This is a genomic window from Dysgonomonas sp. GY617 (assembly GCF_015233815.1).
In the GTDB taxonomy this organism is placed as follows: Bacteria; Bacteroidota; Bacteroidia; order Bacteroidales; family Dysgonomonadaceae; genus Dysgonomonas_A.
Genome location: NZ_JADCLR010000007.1, coordinates 159,038 through 179,693, shown reverse-complemented (window position 1 = coordinate 179,693; position 20,656 = coordinate 159,038). Strand labels below are relative to the sequence as shown.

The 20,656-nt window shown below is 33.7% G+C and carries 21 protein-coding genes; 14 read left to right on the top strand and 7 right to left on the bottom strand.

The genetic code is table 11. The annotated features are described in order from the left end of the window. The 3 genes from IR022_RS07920 to IR022_RS07910 form a co-directional block, all read right to left on the bottom strand. The gene (locus IR022_RS07920) at positions 1 to 630 is read right to left on the bottom strand and encodes a TetR/AcrR family transcriptional regulator (RefSeq protein WP_050710547.1); all 630 of its coding nucleotides are present in this window, start codon (positions 628 to 630) and stop codon (positions 1 to 3) included. Positions 631 to 773: 143 nt separating this feature from the next. Further along, positions 774 to 1,520, bottom strand: coding sequence for a 3-deoxy-manno-octulosonate cytidylyltransferase (gene kdsB / locus IR022_RS07915; protein ID WP_194203305.1), 747 nt, complete (start codon positions 1,518 to 1,520; stop codon positions 774 to 776). Positions 1,521 to 1,593: 73 nt separating this feature from the next. Beyond that, positions 1,594 to 2,982, bottom strand: a complete 1,389-nt coding sequence (locus IR022_RS07910; protein ID WP_194203304.1) for an NfeD family protein — start codon at positions 2,980 to 2,982, stop codon at positions 1,594 to 1,596. Between the two features lie 184 nt (positions 2,983 to 3,166). On the opposite strand from IR022_RS07910, the gene IR022_RS07905 reads away from it, so the two are divergent. Further along, positions 3,167 to 3,538: a 2-amino-4-hydroxy-6-hydroxymethyldihydropteridine diphosphokinase gene (locus IR022_RS07905; protein WP_157258280.1), complete on the top strand. Its 372-nt coding sequence runs from the start codon at positions 3,167 to 3,169 to the stop codon at positions 3,536 to 3,538. Between the two features lie 25 nt (positions 3,539 to 3,563). Here the strand turns inward: IR022_RS07905 and IR022_RS07900 are convergent, their stop codons facing one another. Next, positions 3,564 to 4,157 carry a DUF3109 family protein gene (locus IR022_RS07900; RefSeq protein WP_194203303.1) on the bottom strand — a complete coding sequence of 198 codons (594 nt, stop codon included), beginning with the start codon at positions 4,155 to 4,157 and terminating at the stop codon, positions 3,564 to 3,566. 288 nt (positions 4,158 to 4,445) lie between these two features. On the opposite strand from IR022_RS07900, the gene IR022_RS07895 reads away from it, so the two are divergent. The 3 genes from IR022_RS07895 (at position 4,446) to miaA (ending at position 6,782) form a co-directional block, all read left to right on the top strand. Then, positions 4,446 to 5,162 (top strand): 2-phosphosulfolactate phosphatase, encoded by a 717-nt coding sequence (locus IR022_RS07895; RefSeq protein ID WP_194203302.1) that lies wholly within the window; start codon positions 4,446 to 4,448, stop codon positions 5,160 to 5,162. A 160-nt stretch (positions 5,163 to 5,322) separates the two neighbouring features. After that, on the top strand, positions 5,323 to 5,877 hold the full coding sequence (locus IR022_RS07890; RefSeq protein WP_110310672.1) for an IS1096 element passenger TnpR family protein: 555 nt from the start codon (positions 5,323 to 5,325) through the stop codon (positions 5,875 to 5,877). Next, positions 5,877 to 6,782 (top strand): tRNA (adenosine(37)-N6)-dimethylallyltransferase MiaA, encoded by a 906-nt coding sequence (gene miaA / locus IR022_RS07885; protein ID WP_194203301.1) that lies wholly within the window; start codon positions 5,877 to 5,879, stop codon positions 6,780 to 6,782. The genes IR022_RS07890 and miaA overlap by 1 nt, the downstream gene beginning before the upstream one ends. 843 nt (positions 6,783 to 7,625) lie before the next feature. Here miaA and IR022_RS07880 read toward each other — a convergent pair. Genes IR022_RS07880 through mtaB form a run of 3 tightly spaced genes read right to left on the bottom strand, consistent with a single transcriptional unit; the run spans position 7,626 to position 10,870 of the window. Next, positions 7,626 to 8,660: a glycosyltransferase family 2 protein gene (locus tag IR022_RS07880; protein WP_194203300.1), complete on the bottom strand. Its 1,035-nt coding sequence runs from the start codon at positions 8,658 to 8,660 to the stop codon at positions 7,626 to 7,628. Further along, positions 8,657 to 9,550 carry a lysophospholipid acyltransferase family protein gene (locus IR022_RS07875; RefSeq protein WP_194203299.1) on the bottom strand — a complete coding sequence of 298 codons (894 nt, stop codon included), beginning with the start codon at positions 9,548 to 9,550 and terminating at the stop codon, positions 8,657 to 8,659. Before IR022_RS07875 ends, IR022_RS07880 begins: the two co-directional genes overlap by 4 nt. Before the next feature lie 9 nt (positions 9,551 to 9,559). Beyond that, positions 9,560 to 10,870 carry a tRNA (N(6)-L-threonylcarbamoyladenosine(37)-C(2))-methylthiotransferase MtaB gene (gene mtaB, locus IR022_RS07870; RefSeq protein WP_194203298.1) on the bottom strand — a complete coding sequence of 437 codons (1,311 nt, stop codon included), beginning with the start codon at positions 10,868 to 10,870 and terminating at the stop codon, positions 9,560 to 9,562. Between the two features lie 174 nt (positions 10,871 to 11,044). Between mtaB and IR022_RS07865 the strand changes: the two genes are divergently transcribed. The 10 genes from IR022_RS07865 to IR022_RS07820 all read left to right on the top strand — a co-directional run bounded on the left by IR022_RS07865 (position 11,045) and on the right by IR022_RS07820 (position 20,655). Next, positions 11,045 to 12,703 carry an AMP-binding protein gene (locus IR022_RS07865; protein WP_194203297.1) on the top strand — a complete coding sequence of 553 codons (1,659 nt, stop codon included), beginning with the start codon at positions 11,045 to 11,047 and terminating at the stop codon, positions 12,701 to 12,703. A gap of 145 nt (positions 12,704 to 12,848) precedes the next feature. Beyond that, complete coding sequence (locus tag IR022_RS07860) at positions 12,849 to 13,712, top strand: ABC transporter permease (RefSeq protein WP_050709411.1); 864 nt, start codon at positions 12,849 to 12,851, stop codon at positions 13,710 to 13,712. Between the two features lie 24 nt (positions 13,713 to 13,736). After that, complete coding sequence (locus IR022_RS07855) at positions 13,737 to 14,993, top strand: ABC transporter ATP-binding protein (protein WP_050709410.1); 1,257 nt, start codon at positions 13,737 to 13,739, stop codon at positions 14,991 to 14,993. Further along, positions 14,978 to 15,844 (top strand): alpha-1,2-fucosyltransferase, encoded by an 867-nt coding sequence (locus IR022_RS07850; protein ID WP_194203296.1) that lies wholly within the window; start codon positions 14,978 to 14,980, stop codon positions 15,842 to 15,844. Before IR022_RS07855 ends, IR022_RS07850 begins: the two co-directional genes overlap by 16 nt. A gap of 32 nt (positions 15,845 to 15,876) precedes the next feature. Next, positions 15,877 to 16,983, top strand: coding sequence for a DegT/DnrJ/EryC1/StrS family aminotransferase (locus tag IR022_RS07845; RefSeq protein ID WP_194203295.1), 1,107 nt, complete (start codon positions 15,877 to 15,879; stop codon positions 16,981 to 16,983). Positions 16,984 to 16,989: 6 nt separating this feature from the next. Beyond that, a complete protein-coding gene (locus IR022_RS07840; protein WP_194203294.1) occupies positions 16,990 to 17,220 on the top strand; it encodes an acyl carrier protein in 231 nt (76 codons plus the stop codon). A gap of 6 nt (positions 17,221 to 17,226) precedes the next feature. Then, on the top strand, positions 17,227 to 18,279 hold the full coding sequence (locus IR022_RS07835; RefSeq protein ID WP_194203293.1) for a ketoacyl-ACP synthase III: 1,053 nt from the start codon (positions 17,227 to 17,229) through the stop codon (positions 18,277 to 18,279). A gap of 5 nt (positions 18,280 to 18,284) precedes the next feature. After that, the gene (locus IR022_RS07830; protein ID WP_199330286.1) at positions 18,285 to 19,037 is read left to right on the top strand and encodes an SDR family NAD(P)-dependent oxidoreductase; all 753 of its coding nucleotides are present in this window, start codon (positions 18,285 to 18,287) and stop codon (positions 19,035 to 19,037) included. After that, entirely contained in the window at positions 19,034 to 20,035 is a 1,002-nt protein-coding gene (locus tag IR022_RS07825; RefSeq protein WP_194203292.1) for a 3-oxoacyl-ACP synthase III family protein, read from the top strand. The genes IR022_RS07830 and IR022_RS07825 overlap by 4 nt, the downstream gene beginning before the upstream one ends. Beyond that, positions 20,032 to 20,655, top strand: a complete 624-nt coding sequence (locus IR022_RS07820; protein WP_194203291.1) for a NeuD/PglB/VioB family sugar acetyltransferase — start codon at positions 20,032 to 20,034, stop codon at positions 20,653 to 20,655. The genes IR022_RS07825 and IR022_RS07820 overlap by 4 nt, the downstream gene beginning before the upstream one ends. The last annotated feature ends 1 nt before the right edge of the window (position 20,656 follow it).

Below are 20,656 nucleotides of genomic sequence, written 5' to 3'. Positions count from 1 at the left end.
TTAAGACGTGGTATTGGGTTGTAAAGCATTAATAGTAAACTCTACAACATATTTTTTATGATTGGCGATTAGTTCGCTGTACTTTTCTCTCGATACATCCATCAGTGCCATAGCTAATTCGCCAAACATAAAAGGAAATAGAGATAGAGAAAGTACATTCAGTAGAAAATCGGCAGATGGAGTTTCTTTTATAGTTCCTTTTGCAGATTCATCTTCGATGCGTTTCGCTATTGTTTCAAATGCCTGTAATGGATTCTTACTTTTTATTCTGGTCGTTAATTTTTCAGGATTCCGACTTACCTCATTTAAAATAAACATAGGTATTTGTGGATATTCAAAAAGAATCTCGTAATAGGTATTTATCCATGTTTCTATGAGTTCAAAAAATGGGACATCTGAGCCTAGTGTGAGGAAAATTTTTTGAGTGAGTATATCTATAGCCTCTTCAAATATTATTTCAAACAAATTATATTTCGATTGAAAATAATAATTAACCATCGCAACATTTGTTTCTGATACTTTGGCAATATCTCTGATACTGGTTCCATTATATCCATTTTTGATAAAGAGAGTTTTAGCCTCTTTCAGTATGCGTTTTTTTACTTCGTGAGGGTCTTTGTCGCTGATCATATCGGGAGTAATAAATAGTGTTCTGTTTTAAACACTTGTTTAATTATGCAAATTAATAAAAAAAATAGCAACTAAACAAGTGTTTAGTTGCTAAAAATAAAAATTCAGGTCTAAAGCTACAATTGTACTAATATCACTTAGTTCTAGAAGTTTAGTAGCTTGATAGCTTTTTCCATATCTTCGGGAGTATCTATACCAATAGTTTCTATATCAGTAAGTCCTACTTTTATTTTATAACCATTTTCTATCCATCGTAGTTGCTCTAAAGATTCGGCAAGTTCTAGTGTAGATTGTGATAAAAGAGTTATCTCTCTTAAAATATCTGCTCTATATGCATACATACCTATATGCTTATAAAAAGTATGCTTATTGAGCCATTCTTGATGATGTACATCTCTTATATATGGAATAATAGAACGACTAAAGTAGATAGCTTCACTATTCTTATTCAATATAACTTTAGGAGAGTTCGGATTAAATAATACCTCAAAGCCATCTTCTTTTTTGAATGGTTTTACTAAAGTTGCCAATTCAGTTTCTTTCGTATCGAAACAAGCCTTTAGCGTCTCTATCTGCTGAGGTTGAATAAAAGGTTCGTCACCTTGTATATTGATTATAACATCAAATCCAAGTCCTATTTTAGTATAAGCTTCATTACATCTGTCTGTACCGCTTTTATGATCGGGTGAAGTTAATACCGCTTTTCCTCCAAAAGTTTCTACTGCTTTTATTATTCGTTCATCGTCAGTAGCTACCCAAACTTCATCCAGAGCTTTCTTTACTTGTTCGTAAACTCGTTGTATCATGGGTTTTCCTGCCATATTTGCTAAAGGTTTTCCGGGAAAACGAGACGATCCGTATCTGGCTGGTATAATTGCTATAAATTTCATATTTCTTTGTTATATCACTATCTAATCTTTATACTGTCTTTTATTACTATATTTATCTAAAGAAAAATACGTCTTAGACCTTTATTTCGACAACATACAATTGAGAGCTTTCGTATTTAATGACCTTAATGTTTTTACCACTTTCTATAAAACCTTGATTGGCAACTGCATCGTAATATTCTCCATCTATAATTACTTTTCCCGATGGTCTTAATACGGTGGCGGCATGCCCGATTTTTCCAATCATTAGTTTTTGTTCTTCGGGTACAGAGATAAATCCTTCCTGATCGCTAGTGAGTGCAATATTCCTGAATAAGCTTCCTTCCTTCCCAATCCTACTAATGAGAGTAATAATGAGAATAAACGACATAAAGACTCCCACAATAACAGTTACTAATGATTTGAGTGTTTGATCGGATGATACTCCTGTAAAGTCAAAATCAACATTACCTACTAAACTGAGGAATAATCCGGCAATGGTAAGTACGATACCACTGATACCTGCAACGCCAAATCCGGGTATGACGAATATCTCGAAGGCTATTAAAATAAGACCAATAACAAATACGATGATTTCCCAGTTTTGAGCATAGCCATCCATATATAAAGGTGTAAAATACAACAAGGCAGCAGTTATAGCCATTGCAATAGGAAGACCTATCCCTGGTGTTTTCAGCTCTATGTATATTCCTCCTACAATAATCATAATGAGGATACTTTGGACTATTCCGTTGGTGAGAATGTTTTTTATGTAATCGAAAATTGTAGGATTGTAGGTATGAATTTCATAATCCTCAATATTCATATGTTTTACTATAACTTCGGAAATGTTTTCAGCAATTCCATCACAATATCCCACACTAACGGCTTCATTAGCTGTTAAAGTCAAAACCTTGGTTGTATCGGTTAGTATTGGTATTACTACTCGTTCATCTACCATTGCTTCCGCTATTCTGGGATCTCGCTTCCATTTAAGTATGGTGTCGTTACTCTGAGATATAAGAGTGTCTTTGCCATGACTTTCGGCAGTAGATCTGATCAGTGACCGCATATAGGATTGATACTTATCGGGGGCTTTTTCTCCTAGAGCATCAACTACTGTTGCTGCTCCTATATTGGCACTGTTTCGCATGAAAATTTTGTCACAAGCAATAGCAATTAAAGCTCCGGCCGATGCAGCATTGTTGTTAATAAATACATATACAGGGATTTTACTGTTGAGAATAGCTGTTCGCATCGAGTCGGCTTCTACTACATTTCCTCCATAGGTATTCATTTCAATAAGTATATAATCCGCTTTTTCTTTTTCGGCAAGGTGTAATCCGTTTTGAAGATATTGCCATGTAACTGGCCCTATCTCTTGTTTTATATTGATTTTGTATATAAGAGGCGTATTGTTATCGGCTATAAGCTGAATACATCCCACAAGAATTAAAAAAAGAAGAGTAAGTGTTTTTTTCATATAAGTAATTTCAACTGTTTATGCTATGTCTTATAAGTGTAAGTAATTTTCTATATTCTATTTATTTGCTAAATAAAAAGATCATAGGCCTTGTTTCTTTAGGGTATATGACCTTAAACAAAGATAATTCAAAATAATCAATCTGTAACTTTTTAATAAAATGAATGTATATTTGTATCCGATTATGAATACATTTATTATAAGCATGGGCTCGAACGAAAACAGGACAGAAAATATGTCTCGTTGCCGTTACCTGCTTAGTAAGTATTATCCCGATGTAATGTTTTCAGAAATGATTAACACCGAGCCTTTTGGTGATAATTATCAGAGTGATTTCTTTAATCAATTGGCATTGATTAACTCAGATGATGATGACTTAGCAATTACTGAAAGATTAAAGATGATAGAATCAGAAATCGGGCGACACGCAGAAGAAAAATCGAGAGGTATTATTAAGATAGATGTTGATCTGCTTGTTGTGAATGGGAATATTATTAAAGTCGAAGATTTTGAACGTCCCTATATAAATAGTCTATTCGAGAATTTTATTAAATAAATCCTCAGAATAAAAAAGGTTGACTTTATTTAGTCAACCCATTCTTTTTCATTTCTTTATATTCATCTGCCGCAATACATAATTCGTTATACCAAGCATTGCCGAACTTACGGATAAGAGGTTCTTTCAGAAACTGATAGATTCGTAATCCTTCTTTATTGCCTAATAACACTGCTGCTTTGCATATACGCCATCTGTGATAATTTACTGCTGTAAACTCTCTGAATTTTTCTAATCTTATAGGGTATAAGTGACAAGAAATAGGTTTGTAAAAATCGGTCTTGCCTTCTTTGTGTGCTTTTTCGATAGCACATTTACATATTCCTTTCTCATCATAGTATGTAAATACACAGTCTTTTCCATTCACGATGGAAGTAACCATGTCGCCATCTCTATCTTTGTATGCAACACCTTGTGCATTGATAACTTCTTGAGCTTTGGGTGATAGATCGTCCCATATTGCGGGTAATAGCTTTTCGATAATTTCGACCTCTTCATTCTCGAGAGGGGCTCCCGATTCACCTTCTACACAGCATTCTCCTTGGCAGGCTGAAAGATCGCAGATAAAATTTTCTTCTATAACATCTAATGCTACTATGGCATCATCTATTTGTATCATTCTATTCTTTGTATAAAGTAAATGCCCGTTGCTTTATATGAGTCAGTTTTTTGTAAAAGCAATAAATAGGCTTGATTTTTTAGTTGAGCGTGTAAAGATAGTGATTTTATATAAGTTTACTAAATCGGAATAAGTACTGTCTATAGCTTTTATAGCCTATTATTTTTTTGTAGCTTTGTTTATATAAGTCACATGCTCATTTATACAATATTTATGCAGATAATTTATTGTTGATTAATGTTTACTAAAGAAGTGGGACGATTTTAGAGCATAAAAGAATAGTTAAAGATGAAAATAGACGTTTGTTTTTCCCCGATTTTATATCCTTATTATGTAGAAAATAATGATACTATTGTAGTTGTAGTAGATATTTTCCGTGCTACTACTACCATGTGTATGGCTCTTAACAATGGAGCTGCGAGTATTATGCCCGTAGCAACGGTAGAAGAGGCTAAGGCGTACAAAGACAAAGGGTATTTAGTAGGAGGAGAAAGAAATGTAGTGAAATTCGAATTTGGTGATTTTGGTAATACTCCATCTGAATATACTCGCGAAAAAGTAGAGGGAAAAGATGTTGTTATTTCTACAACTAATGGTACTCATGCCATAGATATGGCGGAAGATTGCTCTTGTCTGATAATTGGGTCTTTTTCTAATATTTCGACAATAGCTGATTTCTGTCTTTCTCAAAAGAAAGATGTTTTGGTACTATGTGCGGGATGGAAAGATAAATTTAATCTGGAAGATAGCTTGTTTGGCGGTGCTTTGGCTGAGATATTAGTTGACAAAGGAGGATATAATGCAGGCTTTGATGCTGCGGGTGTAGCTTTATCTATGTGGAAAGAGGCAAAGCCTGATATTCTCGCATATATAAAGAGAGGCGAGCATATGAAACGGTTGGAAGCACATGGGCTTTTGGATGTTGCCGATTTTTGTCTGCAATCAGATACAACACACGTTCTACCTATTTACAATAAAAATACGAAAAAGATAACGATACAGTAATTTAGATATAATTCTTTTGTATAACTTTGAAAAATAAATAAGAACGCAAACCCTATTTGTTTCTTAGATAAATATCATAAGTTATGGTAATTATAATTAAACATTCAGGAAATAGATAGTTGAACATATTAATTAATAAAGAAAATAATTAGCTAGACTCATGGTATTTAGGTTTTTAATGTTGTCAGATGAAGTGGAGGATTTCAAAAGAGAAATTCAGATAGATGCTGATGCAACTTTTCTGGATTTACACAATGCTATTCTTTCATCAGTAGATTACAAAGAGGGTGAAATGTCTTCGTTCTTTATTTGTAGTGATAACTGGGAAAAAGAGCGTGAAATAACTTTGACCGAAATGGATACAAGTTCGGAAGAAGACTCCTATATAATGGAAGATTCTGTATTGAATGATTTCCTTGAAGACGAAAAGCAAAAACTTATGTATGTTTTTGACTATATGACTGAACGATCTTTCTTTATTGAACTAAGAGAGATTATTACAGGAAAAGACTTGGATGAAGCCATTTGTACAAAATCGATAGGTGATGCACCGGCTCAATTTGTAGATTTCAATGATTTCGAAGTAAAAAGTACGGTTATAGATACTGGTGAGAATTTTTACGGAGATGAAGGATATGATTTGGATGAATTAGATGCAGAAGGTTTTGATGGTTTAGACGATGCTCTGCCTCCGTCAGATGGTGAAAATTTTTGATGAAGAAACTTCTTGTACTGCTAGGTCCAACCGGAGTTGGTAAAACGGAATTAAGCGTGAGTCTTGCTGAATATTGGAATTGTCCGATAATATCAGCAGACTCACGTCAATTATATAAAGGTCTTTCGATAGGTACTGCCGCTCCTACCGAGAATCAATTATCTCGAGTTCCTCATTATATGGTCGGCACTCTTAGTGTTGAAGATTATTATAGTGCAAGTGAGTTTGAAAGCGAAGCATTAAAAATAATATCGCAGTTACACGAAACTTTAGATGTGCTTATTGTGACGGGAGGATCAATGATGTACATCGATGCATTATGTAAAGGGATTGACGAAGTTCCTACCATTGACGATGCTCTCCGCAAAGAGCTTTATGATCGTTTTGAAAAAGAGGGGTTAGAGCCTATTCGTTCACAATTAAAGATATTAGATCCTGTTTTTTACGATCAAGTAGATCTGAAAAATTATAAAAGAGTGATTCATGCTTTAGAGGTCTGCCTAATGTCGGGTAAACCTTATTCTTCTTTTCGGACTAATACAGTGAAGCAGCGTCCTTTTGAAATCATCAAAATTGGATTGATGAGGGATAGGGAAGAGCTTTATCAAAGAATAAATATACGTGTGGATGAAATGATGAAAGATGGCTTATTAGCAGAAGCTGAAAAGTTTTATCCTCTACGAATGAATAACTCACTAAATACGGTGGGTTATAAAGAATTATTTAAGTATTTAGATGGTGAATGGACTTTAGATTTTGCAGTAGAGAAGATAAAACAAAATTCACGTATATATTCTCGCAAACAGATGACATGGTTTAAAAGAGACACTGATATTACTTGGATAAATTTGTCCGATACTTCTCAAAATATAGCACTTCAAAAGATTATAGAAAAAGTTATGTGATATAGATATTTAATATCTTATATAAATAGAAACTCTATCAATGTATATTGGTGGAGTTTTTTATTGTCTATCTATTAAGTGATTATGATATTGGTTGGTTGGTCTAAAATGTTAAGTAGTTTCGAGTATTTATACTATTCTATATTACTATTTGTTGTATTTTCTGAATATAATTTGAATTTTAGTCAAAGAGCTTTTTTATAGTGTTCCTTTATTTAAGCCTTTATTACCTATGTAAAAGAAGAACTTAATTGGGATAATCTTTCATTTTATTTTATAGTAGTTGTGATTACTTACTTGAATCATCTTATTTTAGTATCTTATTTTTTATTGATAAAAAATGTATATTTCTATATTTCAGTTTTCTTTTATTCTTTTTGCGTATTTAAATCCTATTGGTGTACTTGATAAGGCGATTATTCCATTAGTGTATATCGATAGTTTTGTTATAGTGAAGATATATAGGTTTTTAAACTATTATAGTAGCGGTTGAAGATGTTAAATTTATTCTCTAGTTATAGTTGTATATATTGATGTTGTATGTAAACTGATAATTGAAGTCTATTCTTTTTTGTTAGATATAGATAGTCTTTGAAGTGTGTAATTTTAGAAGAGAATTATGTTAGAAAAAGAATGGAAAATGTTGTGCTGTTTATTTTGAGCCAAAACTTGCTATTAGTTTTCTCAAGTATAAATATCTATTTCGGTTTTTCTGTGAGAATACAGTTAATAATGAGTGTTTTAATGCTCTTATAGGCAGGTTTTCTCTGTCTGAGAAGCGAGTATTAAATAAAGATTAAGAGAGTTACATAAATATATTATACAGAAGGAGTTGAGAGGCAGTTATTTTTGAATATTCCAAGAAAGAAGTTTGAATGTTTTATGTCCTTTTACATAAAATTGCCAAAGTAAACTATTAGGGTAAATTGTTTTTATATTCTCAGAGGTTTGTTTGTTTAGATTTTCATCTCTGAGGCTATTATAATTCTTTTTTATTTTTTTGAATTCAATATGTGCCTGATGTGTTGCTTTTGCACTACTAGTTTTACCTTTTAGTATCATTTGTAATGCAGCTAAATAATCTAAAAAGAATCGCACTTTATAAATTTTTCTAAAGGCTTTATCATCTAGATTTTTGTAGAGCATAACTAAGTTATTCCTAAAATTAAGAAAGGTCTTTTTGGGGTTCTCACCAGCTAAGGTTGCTCCACCTACATGATAAACTACCGATTGTGGAATACATACTACTTTAAGTCCCCGGGCATTAAGTCTCCAGCAAAGGTCTATTTCTTCCATGTGAGCAAAAAAAGATGCATCTAGTCCACCTGCTTTTAGATATTCTTTTGTGCGAATAACTAAACATGCTCCCGAAGCCCAAAATATATCAATAGGCTGGTCGTATTGATTTTCATCTTCCTCTAATGAGTCAAATATGCGTCCGCGACAAAAAGGGTATCCATATTTGTCAATAAAGCCTCCTGAGGCTCCTGCATATTCAAAATAGTTTTTATTTTGTTGGGCAAGTATTTTAGGTTGAACTGCAACGATATTAGGATGTGCATCCAGAAAGTTGATCATTGGTGCTAACCAATTGGCAGTTGCTTCTACATCCGAATTGAGAAGGATAGAGTATTCGGTCTCTATTTGTTTTAGTGCTTGATTATATCCTTCAGCATATCCAAAGTTTTCAGATAATCGAATAATAGATAGAGTAGGGTAGTTTTCTTGAATAAAGGAGATAGAGTCGTCTGAGGAGGCATTATCTGCAACAATAATGTCAGCAATATTGCTGTCTGTATATTTTACTACAGATGGAAGAAATTGTTCAAGAAGATGTTTTCCATTCCAATTAAGTATAACAACAGATACTTTTTTCATCTCTTTTCGAAATCTTCTTTCTTATGTTTCCAACGTTTGTGTGTCCATAGCCAATAAGCGGGATTATGTAAGATGGTTTTTTCCATCTCTCTAATATATCTTTCAGTGATTGTAAATTCAGGCTCTTCCTTAGGGTTTGCTGAGATTAGCTTCACTTCGCAATCGTATTTACCTCTTGCAACTTTTTTTATATCGAGATAAGTTATTGAGAAACCTGTTTGTTTAGATATTCGCTCTACACCTGTGAATACAGGAGTGTCCTGATTCATGAATGTAGTCCAATAATGTATATTATTCCAAGCTGGGGTCTGATCGGACATAAATCCGATAAGAACCTTTTGACCCGATTGCTTGTATTGAATAATAGATCTCAATGTATTGTTTTTGGAAATGCTGACACTACCAAATCTACTTCTTATTTTTAGGAATATATTATCGAAAGCTCTATTCTTGAGAGGGCGATATATCTGACCTAGCAAGGTGTCTTTATTAACATGAAGAGTGATTGATGGTACCCACTCCCAATTGCCATAATGACCTAAATACATGATAGCCGAATTTCCATCCTTCATAAGATCGTCAACCAATTCAATATTCTTAAAGTTGATGCGCTCCTTTATTTCTTCGTCTGTAATGTGAAGTAGTTTGATGGTTTCAACAAAGTAATCACAAAAATGATGATAGAACTGGTGTTCTATTTCGAGTAATTCTTTTTTATTCTTTTCAGGAAAAGAATTCTTTAAATTGGTTCTTACAACTTTGCGCCTGTATCTTACAATATAATATACAGGAATATATAATATATCGGATAGTATATACAGCACTTTTAATGGTAATAGAGCATGTATGTATAGTAAAGCGTATATTATTTTGTATATTATATAATTCATCCTCTTGTCTTATTGAAGAACTACTGCTGTTCCTTCCATGTTTAATCCTCCTAAATGTACTTCACCTACTACGTTTACAAGTCGCTCGTCGTATTCGCGTTCTATTTTTACATAGTTTTCAGTAAAACCATACATCTTATTGTCATGAATAGAATGTTCAAACAGAGCTTTTCTTAATAAGCCTTGTTGAGAAAGGTAAAAATCTCTGAGTTTTCTATCCGAGATGTCAAGTAATGCTTTGCTTCTGGCATGCTTAGTTCTAACGCCCACTGCATAATCTATTTTTAGAGCTTGTGTATTTGGACGTTCAGAGTATGTAAATACATGGAGTTGAGAAATGTCAAGACTTTCAATAAATTGTCTGCATTCTTCAAAATATTCATCTGTTTCACCTCTAGTGCCGACGATTACGTCTACACCAATAAAGGCATGAGGAAGAACAGTTTTTATTTTTTCTACTTTATGTCTGAATAAAGCTGTATCATATTTTCTTTTCATCAGCTTCAATACAGTATCAGAACCTGATTGTAATGGAATATGAAAATGCGGAGCAAAACGTTTAGATCGCGCAACAAATTCAATAATATCATCTGTCAGCAGATTTGGCTCTATAGACGAGATGCGGTAACGTGCAATTCCTTCTACATTATCCAGAGCTTTTACTAGATCGAAGAATGTTTCGCCTGTGGTTTTTCCAAAATCACCAATGTTTACACCTGTCAATACAATTTCTTTACCTCCGTTTGCTGCAACTTCTTCGGCTTGCTTAACTAAATCGGCAACGCTTCCATTTCGGCTTCTTCCTCGTGCAAAAGGGATGGTACAGAAAGAACAGAAATAGTCGCAACCATCCTGTACTTTAAGGAAATATCTGGTTCTGTCATCCTTCGAGCATGAAGGGACGAATGTCTTTATATGATTAGTTTTACTGGTAAAAACGGTTCCTTTTTCTTTTTTCTTAAGTTCGTCAAGATAAGCTATTACATCTAGCTTTTGTTCAGCACCAAGCACAATGTCTACACCTTCTATGGAGGCTATATCATCGGGTTTAAGTTGTGCATAGCAACCGGTTACTATAACATAGGCTCCGGGATTTTCTTTAATTAGCTTTCTTACGGCTTGTCTGCATTTTTTATCTGCAAACTCAGTAACCGAACAAGTATTTATTACACAGATGTTGGCAATTTCCCCTTCGCGGGCTTTGCGTACACCTACTTCTGATAATTGTTTACCTATTGCCGAAGTTTCGGCAAAGTTCAACTTGCAGCCTAAAGTAAGATAAGCGGCAAGCTTATTTTCGAATATAGTATTATCTATCATTGATTTATTAAACAAATGTGACCAAGTATGTATTGATACTCAGTAGAATATAATTATACATTATAAATAACTTGCAAAAATACATAAAATGGATCAATATTGAAGTTAAAAAAGTTTGCAAATACCATTTCTGTATCTATTTTTGCACAAATAACGAAAAAATGAGCAATTTTTATGATTAAAGAAAATTTTATCAAATTATATGAGGATAGTTTTAAATATAACTGGGATTTACCCGCACTGTCCGATTATGGAGACACAGATGTCTTATTTTATAAAGATTTGGCAAAAGAAATTGCTCGTTTGCATATTTTGTTTGATAAACTAGAAATAAAAAAAGGTACAAAGGTTGCGCTGATTGGTAAGAATACACAACAATGGTGTATGGTTTATATGGCTACCATTACATATGGAGCAGTTGTTGTTCCGATATTACAGGACTTCCATCCTGATAATATTCACCATATTGTAAATCATTCTGAATCGGAACTTCTTTTTGTTAGTGATTCTATTTGGGAAAGCCTGGAAGAAGGACAAATGTCTCATTTGACGGGGATATTTAGCTTGTCTGATTTCTCATGTATATATGATAACAGTAAAAAGCATATAAAGTCAGCTATTAGAAATCTCGATAATGATATGGAGGTTAAATATCCAAAAGGGTTTTCGAAAGAAGATATATTATATGCTGATGTTGATAATTCAGAGGTTGTACTAATTAATTACACATCGGGAACTACGGGGTTTAGTAAGGGTGTTATGCTGTTAGCTAATAATCTGGCAGGAAATGTAACTTATGCTAAAACATTAGATTTATTATTCAGAGGGGATAGGGTTGTTTCTTTCTTGCCTCTAGCACATGCATATGGCTGTGCGTTTGATTTTTTATATGCACTGTCAGAAGGTGTTCACGTAACCTTATTAGGAAAAGCACCCTCTCCTAAGATTTTAGCTGCTGCATTTTCTGAGATAAAGCCCAATCTTATAGTTACCGTTCCGTTGGTTATCGAAAAACTATATAAGAAAGCTATTTTGCCTAAGCTAGAGAAATCAAGCATTAAGATGGCACTGAAGATACCTATTGTTAAAGATCAGATATATGCAAAAATAAGAAAAGGATTGATAGATGCTCTTGGAGGTTCTTTTAGAGAAGTTATCATTGGTGGAGCAGCCTTCAATAAAGAAGTCGAAAGTTTTCTTTATAAAATAAAATTTCCATTTACAGTAGGGTATGGCATGACGGAATGTGGTCCTTTGATCTCGTATGATCACCATTATGATTTTGTTCCAACTTCGTGTGGCAAAGTTTTGTCTATAATGGAAGTACGTGTAGATTCTCCTGATCCTTATAATACTCTTGGAGAAATACAAGTTCGGGGAGAGAATGTAATGAAGGGGTATTATAAAAATGAAGAGGCTACTAATGCTGCTTTTACGACTGACGGATGGCTTAAGACTGGAGATCTGGGTACTATCGACGAAAATAATAGAATTTACCTTAGAGGAAGAAGTAAAACAATGATATTAGGCGCTAGTGGACAGAATATCTTTCCTGAAGAGATAGAGGCCAAATTAAATAATTTGCCCTACGTTACAGAATCACTGGTTGTAAGTCGTAATAATAAGCTGGTGGCTTTGGTATACCCCGATTATGAAGCGATGAATTCAACAGGTTTATCTTCTAGTACATTAGATATAGTAATGGAGGAGAATAGACAGGTTCTGAATAAATCGGTATCTAATTATGAAACTATTTCTACAATCCATATTTATCCTACAGAGTTCGAAAAGACTCCTAAAAAAAGCATAAAGAGGTATTTGTATGAGACATAATGCTACTGAATGTAGTTAATTAACATAAATGAATCCTTGTAAATTAACATAATGCTTCTATATATTGGAATATGATAGATTCAATTTCCATAAAAGTGTTATCTTTGCTGTCTGATATTAATTCATTTAATTACTTAACTATTGTATGAATACAGCAAAAGACGATGATTGGGATATCGTTATTAAGCCTAAGGAAAAAGGAATTCATCTACACTTAAAAGAAGTATGGAGATACAAGGATTTATTATATCTGTATGTTAAACGCGATTTTATTTCAACTTACAAACAGACAATACTAGGGCCTCTTTGGTTTTTTATTCAGCCTATTTTTTCTACTCTTATATTTACTTTAGTATTTGGTGGAATTGCTCAGATATCGACAGATGGTTTACCACCTATGTTGTTTTATATGGCAGGTGTTCTATGTTGGAACTATTTTACTGATTGCTTGAGTCGTAGCTCTGGAACCTTTATGGGAAATGCAGGAGTTTTTAGCAAAGTATATTTTCCCCGTTTGGTTGTGCCTATTGCAGGACTAGTTTCTGCAGTTCTGAAGATGTTTATTCAATTGTTGTTATTTTTCTCCATTTATATCTATTTTTTATTTCAAGGTTCTCCTATTGGAGTAAACAGTTATGTACTCTTGTTTCCTCTTCTGATAACTATGATGGCAGGTATTGGTTTTGGTATTGGTATCATTATTTCATCAGTAACGATCAAATACCGTGACTTGAATATATTGTTTTCATTTGCTATCGGACTAATGATGTATATTACTCCCGTGATTTATCCATTGTCTGCTATTCCTGCAAAATATGGAGCATTGAAATGGGTTATTCAATTAAATCCTCTGTCATCAATATTTGAGGCTTTTAGGTTTGGAATGCTAGGTACAGGAAATCTTTCATGGGGAGGATTGTTATATAGCAGTATATTTACTGTTGTAGTTGTCTTGATCGGGATTGTTACCTTTAATAAGGTTGAACGTCGATTCGTAGATATTGTATAATAAAATAACGTAGAACATTCTAATATGTCAAATATATCAATCGAATTTGAGAATATCTCAAAACAATATCGTTTGGGTACAATCGGTACAGGAACTTTAACTCATGACTTAAACAGGTGGTGGCATTTGATGCGCGGTAAAGAAGATCCCTACTTAAAAGTTGGTGAAGTTAATGACCGTAGTATAAAAGCCACTAGTGATTATGTTTGGGCATTAAAAGATATTTCATTCAGTGTTGAGCAAGGGGAAGTCTTAGGTATTATAGGTAAGAATGGAGCCGGAAAATCGACTCTTCTTAAGATACTTTCGAGAGTTACTTCACCAACTACAGGTTCAATTAAAGCTAAAGGACGTATTGCTTCTTTACTCGAAGTTGGTACCGGATTTCATAGTGAATTGACTGGGAGAGAGAATATTTATATGAACGGAGCTATTCTTGGAATGACAAGAAGAGAAATCGTTAGTAAGTTTGATGAAATAGTAGACTTCTCTGGAATAGAGAAATATATTGATACACCTGTAAAGCGATATTCTTCAGGGATGACAGTTCGCCTAGGGTTTGCTGTGGCTGCGCATCTAGAGCCTGAAATATTGGTTGTTGATGAAGTTTTAGCTGTTGGGGATGCCGAATTCCAGAAGAAAGCAATAGGTAAAATGAAAGATGTTTCGCAAGGAGGCGGACGTACTGTGCTTTTTGTAAGCCATAATATGACAGCTGTTAAAAGCTTATGTACGAAAGGTTTACTTCTTGAGAATGGAATATCGACTTATTCAGGATCTATTGATAGTACAATAAATAGATATATAGCGGGTACTCGCGATAGCCTTCGTATAACAAACAATGTAAATCAACATATTAAAACATCAGAAGACAATCTAGTTCTTGAAGAAATTTATATTTCAACAAATAATGAGCATGGGGTGTTATATATTGATGAAGCTTTTGAATGTTGTTTTAAAATAGATTTTAAGGAAAGAATTGATAATTTTAATCTTAGTCTATCATTTTGTGATGAAGTTGGGGCTACAGTATTTGTAACTACAACAGCTGTTGTTAGCTGCGAAAGAGGAGAGAAGCTTTTTAAATGTAATATTCCGGCTAATCTGTTGAATACTAATTTATATAGCCTAATTCTTCTTCTGGTTAAAAACTCATCTCAAGTTTTGACTCGAGTAGATAATGCTTTATTTTTCGAAATGCATGAGAAAGGTCGCGAAGGTACATACTTTGAAAAGTTTGGAGGGGGAATTCGTCCACTATTAAAATGGGAAATTATTTGAAAATGGTTCAAGTCTCACTTTATGGAGGTTTGGGAAATCAATTATTTCAATATGCGACAGCCAAAAACATGGCAAGGCTTAATAATGCTGAGTTATATCTATGTTTAGATTGGTTTAATCAGGATTTCAAGAACACAACTAAACGGATATTTGATCTCGAATACTTTAATATTAAGTATAAAAGAACAAGAAGTCTGAAGCCTCGTATTTTAAGCAAGTTATGGAAACCTTGCTATATAACAGAAAAGAGTCCTTTTTCTTATAATCAAGGGGTGTTGAATCTGAGAAATCGTAATATATGGCTTTCTGGTAATTGGTCTTTCTTTTCCTATTTTGATGATATTAAAGATCAGCTTCGAGAGGAAATGCATCCAAAGACAGTAAATGCGGAAAATAAATTAGTTTTACAAGAAATTGTAAATACAAATTCGGTTTCAGTACATATAAGACGAGGGGATTACAGCTCCAGTAACCTTTTTTGTATTTTAGATCAAGCATATTATTTAGAGGCGATTTCGAAAGTTAGAGAATGTACTGATAACCCTGTCTTTTATATATTTTCGGATGATATTGATTTTGTAAAGAAGTCATTTCAGAATGAAAACGTTAGGATTATAGATATTAATCATGGCTCTGATAGCTATATGGATCTTTACTTGATGAGTCAGTGCCAGCATAATATAATTGCTAATAGCACTTTTAGCTGGTGGGCAGCATATTTGAATGCTAATCTCGATAAGATGATTATCGCACCTCAAAAATGGTATCAAGAGGATAATACTTATTACATAGAAAATAAAGATATAGCATCAGAAGGTAAATTTTATCCACAAGAATGGATAGTATTATAGTATTAGAAGCTACTTAAGACTAGGATATAATTATGAGTAAAAATATTTTTGTAACTCAGCCGGCACTTCCGCCACTTGAGGAATTCATCCCTTATTTACAAAATATATGGGATAATAAGTGGTTGACTAATAACGGTCCTTTCCATCAACAATTTGAAGAAGAATTAGCTAAATATTTAGGAGTTAAATATCTATCTGTATTTTCAAATGGAACTTTGGCTCTTATTACAGCTTTGCAAGCATTAAGGATTACAGGTGAGGTTATTACTACTCCTTATAGTTTTGTAGCAACCACACACTCCTTGTGGTGGAATAATATAAAACCTGTTTTTGTAGATATAGAGTCTCAATATCTGAATATTGATCCTAATAAAATAGAGGCTGCAATAACACCTAAGACTACGGCTATAATGCCGGTGCATGTATATGGTAATCCGTGTTATGTACAAAGGATACAAGATATTGCAGATACATATGGCTTGAGGGTTATATATGATGCGGCGCATGCATTTGGTGTAAAGAAGGATGGGAATTCGATTCTCAATTGGGGAGATCTTTCCATTATGAGTTTTCATGCAACCAAAGTTTTCAATACAATTGAAGGGGGAGCGATTATTTGTCAGGATGAAAAAACGAAACAAAGGATTGATTTACTCAAAAATTTTGGATTCAAAGACGAAGTAACCGTAATAGAACCTGGTATAAATGCCAAAATGAATGAAGTTCAAGCGGCGTATGGTTTATTGCAACTCAAACATGTAGATTCATATATCTCGAGAAGAAAGGAAATAGCAGACTTGTATGATAAGTTATTATCTGGAACAAAAGGAATAACTTTGATGTCTATAGATAAAGATGTGGATCATGCTCATCCTTATTACCCTATACTGATTAATACAAAAGAATATGGTCTTTCGAGGGATACTTTGTATGAGAAGTTGAAAGAATCTAGCATTTATGGAAGAAGATATTTTTATCCATTAATAAGTGAATTTCCTACATATAGAGGCTTGGCTTCTGCATCTAAAGACAATCTTCCTATAGCAAATAAAGTGGCAGATGAGGTGCTTTGTTTACCTATTTATCCCGATTTGTCGAATAACGAAATTGAAACAATTTGTAATTTAATTAAAAAGTAAAATAGTATGGAACTAGATCAATTTATAGAAAATTTTGCAGCACAGTTTGATGATACTGATGCAAGTGAATTTAAATCAGATACAGCATTTAAAAACTTAGAAGAATGGTCGTCACTGATCGCTCTTTCAATAATAGCTATGGTGGATGAAGAATATGAGGCTAAGTTGAAAGGCGATGATATAAAAGGTGCTGTAACTATTGAAGACTTATATAAGATTGTAAAATCTAGAATATAAAATATAATGGCTTTTCTGGAGATAAACAATATTTTAATAAGAGGGATGTCTGCTGCTGTTCCTAAAAGAACAGAGGAGAATAAAGACTATCCTTTATTTAAAGGAGATGAAGCAGATAAGTTTATAAAATCTACCGGTATAGAGCGTCGTCATGTTGATAACACTCATACTTTTTTAGATTTATCTTTAGCTGCGGCTGAAAAGATATTGGAAGATCTTCAATGGAAAAAGTCAGATGTTGAGGCGGTTATATTAGTAACTCAAAATCCTGAATATTTAATTCCTGCAACATCCTGTATCTTTCAAGATCGATTGGGTTTAGATGAAGAGTGTTATGCTCTTGATATTTCGTTAGGATGTTCCGGATGGGTATATGGTTTAAGTGCGCTTGCTTCATTAGGGAATTCAGGCAAACTAAAAAAAATGTTATTAGTTGCCGGTGATACAGTTAGTAACCAAACCGGATTTAATGATAAGAGTGCCTATCCTTTATTTGGAAATGCATCTACAGTAACAGCTTTAGAATATGTTGAAGGGGCAGAGGGTTTTAAGTTCCATCTGGCAACAAATGGTAGTGGATACGATGCTATAATTATTCCAGATGGAGGAAATCGTAATAGATTTACAGCAGAATCTCTTATTGATATTGAAGTTGAGTCAGATATTATTCGGAATAGAACAGATCTGGTACTAGACGGAATGAATGTCTTTTCTTTTGGCATAACTAAACCACCCCAATCAATAAAAAAAATAGAGGAGAAGTACGAATTAGATCTGGACTCTATAAACTATTTCTTATTTCACCAAGCTAATATGTTTATGAACGAGAAAATTCGTAAAAAACTGAAATTGGCAGAAGAAAAGGTGCCCTATTCTTTGAGAAATTTTGGGAACACAAGTTCCGCAAGTATAGTTTTGACTATGGTTACAGAATTAAAGGAGCAATTGAGAGAAAAGCAATTAACTCATCTCGGATGTGGTTTTGGAGTAGGGTTATCATGGGCAACAGTTTATTTTCCGACAGATAAAATTGTTTGCTCTGATTTAGTTGAAATATAAAAGGTATGGATAAAATAAATAATCCGTTTTTATTAGAAGGTAAAACGATATTGGTAACCGGAGCCTCGTCTGGAATAGGACAGGAAGTGGCTATTCAATGCTCTAAGATGGGAGCCTCACTAATTATTACAGGAAGGAATAAAGAACGGTTAGAGGAAACGTATAATAGATTAGACGGAGATAACCATATTTTTGTTTCTGCAGATCTTAATAGTCGTGACGATAGGGTTCTTATCTTAGATAAAATCAGCCAAATTGACGGTATTCTTCATGCTGCCGGTATTATGGGAACATTACCTTTTAAGTTTGCCAGTAGTGAGAAGATGGAGGAAATAATGAAAACTAATTTCTTTTCTCCTATTTTATTCACTAAAGAATTAGTGTCGTCAAAAAAGATAAATAAAGGAGCCTCTATTGTTTTTATATCATCGATAGCTTCGAAACACTCGTATTATGGAAATGGTTTATATGCAGCCACAAAAGGTGCTATAAACTCTATCTCCAGAGTAATGGCATTAGAATTATCAGCACAAAAAATTCGAGTAAATTGCATTCTTCCTGCAATGGTTGAAAGTGGTATCGAAGATAGATTAGGTTCAATATCTCAGCATGATTTTGAAGTAGATAAAGCAAAGTATCCATTAGGATATGGTAAGCCTGTTGATGTTGCTAATGCATCAATATTTTTCCTATCAGATGCCTCTAAATGGATTACAGGTACAGAACTTATTATGGATGGAGGATTTACTCTCTTATGAAAGCATATATAAAAGGCATATCGTATTTTCTTCCGGAGGAAGTACTAACCAATGAAGATTTGAGTAATATATTTCCCGAGTGGAACGTTGAAAAAATTTCTTCTAAGGTGGGAATTTCTAAAAGATTTGTTTCCTCTCCCAATCAAACAGCTTTGGACATGGCGGAGAGTGCTGCTCAAAAGTTATTTGTAGAAAATAATATAGAGAAAAGCAGTATTGATTTTATTTTATATTGTACCCAGAGCCCCGATTATTTTTTACCTACTTCGGCTTGTATTTTACAGGATAGATTAGGCTTGGCTACAGAATGTGGAGCTTTGGATTTTAACTTGGGTTGTTCAGGATATGTATATGGGTTAGCTCTAGCCAAAGGCCTTATTTTGAGCGGTGTTGCTCGAAATATATTATTTGTAACATCCGAAACCTATAGCAAATACCTGCATCCTCAAGATAAACGAAACAGATCGATATTTGGTGATGCGGCTAGTGCGAGTTTAATATCAACCGACGGTTTTGCAGAGATACTGAATTTTGACTTAGGTACAGATGGTAGTGGTGCCGAAAATTTAATAGTAAAAACAGGTGCTGCAAAAAATAAAGAGAAAGCGGAAGACTTACTTATTGATGAGCATCAAGATCCCCATTCTTCGGATTATTTATTTATGGAAGGAAGTGAAATATTTTCCTTTACTCTACAAAGAGTTCCTGAATTAGTAAATAATGTATTAACCGTTAATGGGATGAAGAACGAAGATATAGATTTATATGTGTTTCATCAGGCTAATAAATATATGCTTGAACATCTCAGAAAAAAACTTAAGATAGCCCCAGAGCAGTTTTATATTTATATGGAGAATGTAGGAAATACAGTGTCATCAACTATTCCAATCGCTCTTTGTGAAGCTAATAAAGAAGAAAAGCTCTTTGGAAATATTGTGCTCGCTGGCTTTGGAGTGGGCTACTCATGGGGTGGAACTGTACTTAAATGTCGAAAATGAAAAAATTGCTGATCGTTGGAGCTAGAGGGTATGGGAGAGAGGTCTTTAATGATATAATGATCTTTCATTCAGGATATATCCAAGTCAAAGGTTTCTTAGATGATAAATCTGATGCTCTTGATGGTTTCGAAGGATATGCCCCCATAATTTCGTCTGTAGAGAATTATAACATAGAAGATGGTGATGTTTTTTATTGTGCATTAGGTGATAATAAGGCGCGCGAGAAATATATAAAGATAATCAAAGATAAAGGAGGCGAATTTCTTTCTTTAGTACATCCTACAGCAATAATACATCCAGATGCAAAAATAGGTAAAGGTGCTTCCATTGGTCAATATTGTACAATTTCTTCAAATGTTGAAATTGGAGATTTCTCTTTTATCTTTTCATATACTACATTAGGACACGATGTGATTGTAGGGGAAAATTGTACTATAGAAGGATATACATTCATGGGTGGATATTCTCAGGTTGCAGATAATGCTACATTGCATACGCGTTCTACAATATTACCTCATAAAAAGGTAGGAGAAGGGGCTGTTGTGGGAGCAGGTAGTATTGTTATTCGTAATGTAAAGCCAGGTACAACTGTATTTGGTAATCCCGCCCGAGAGGTTTAAA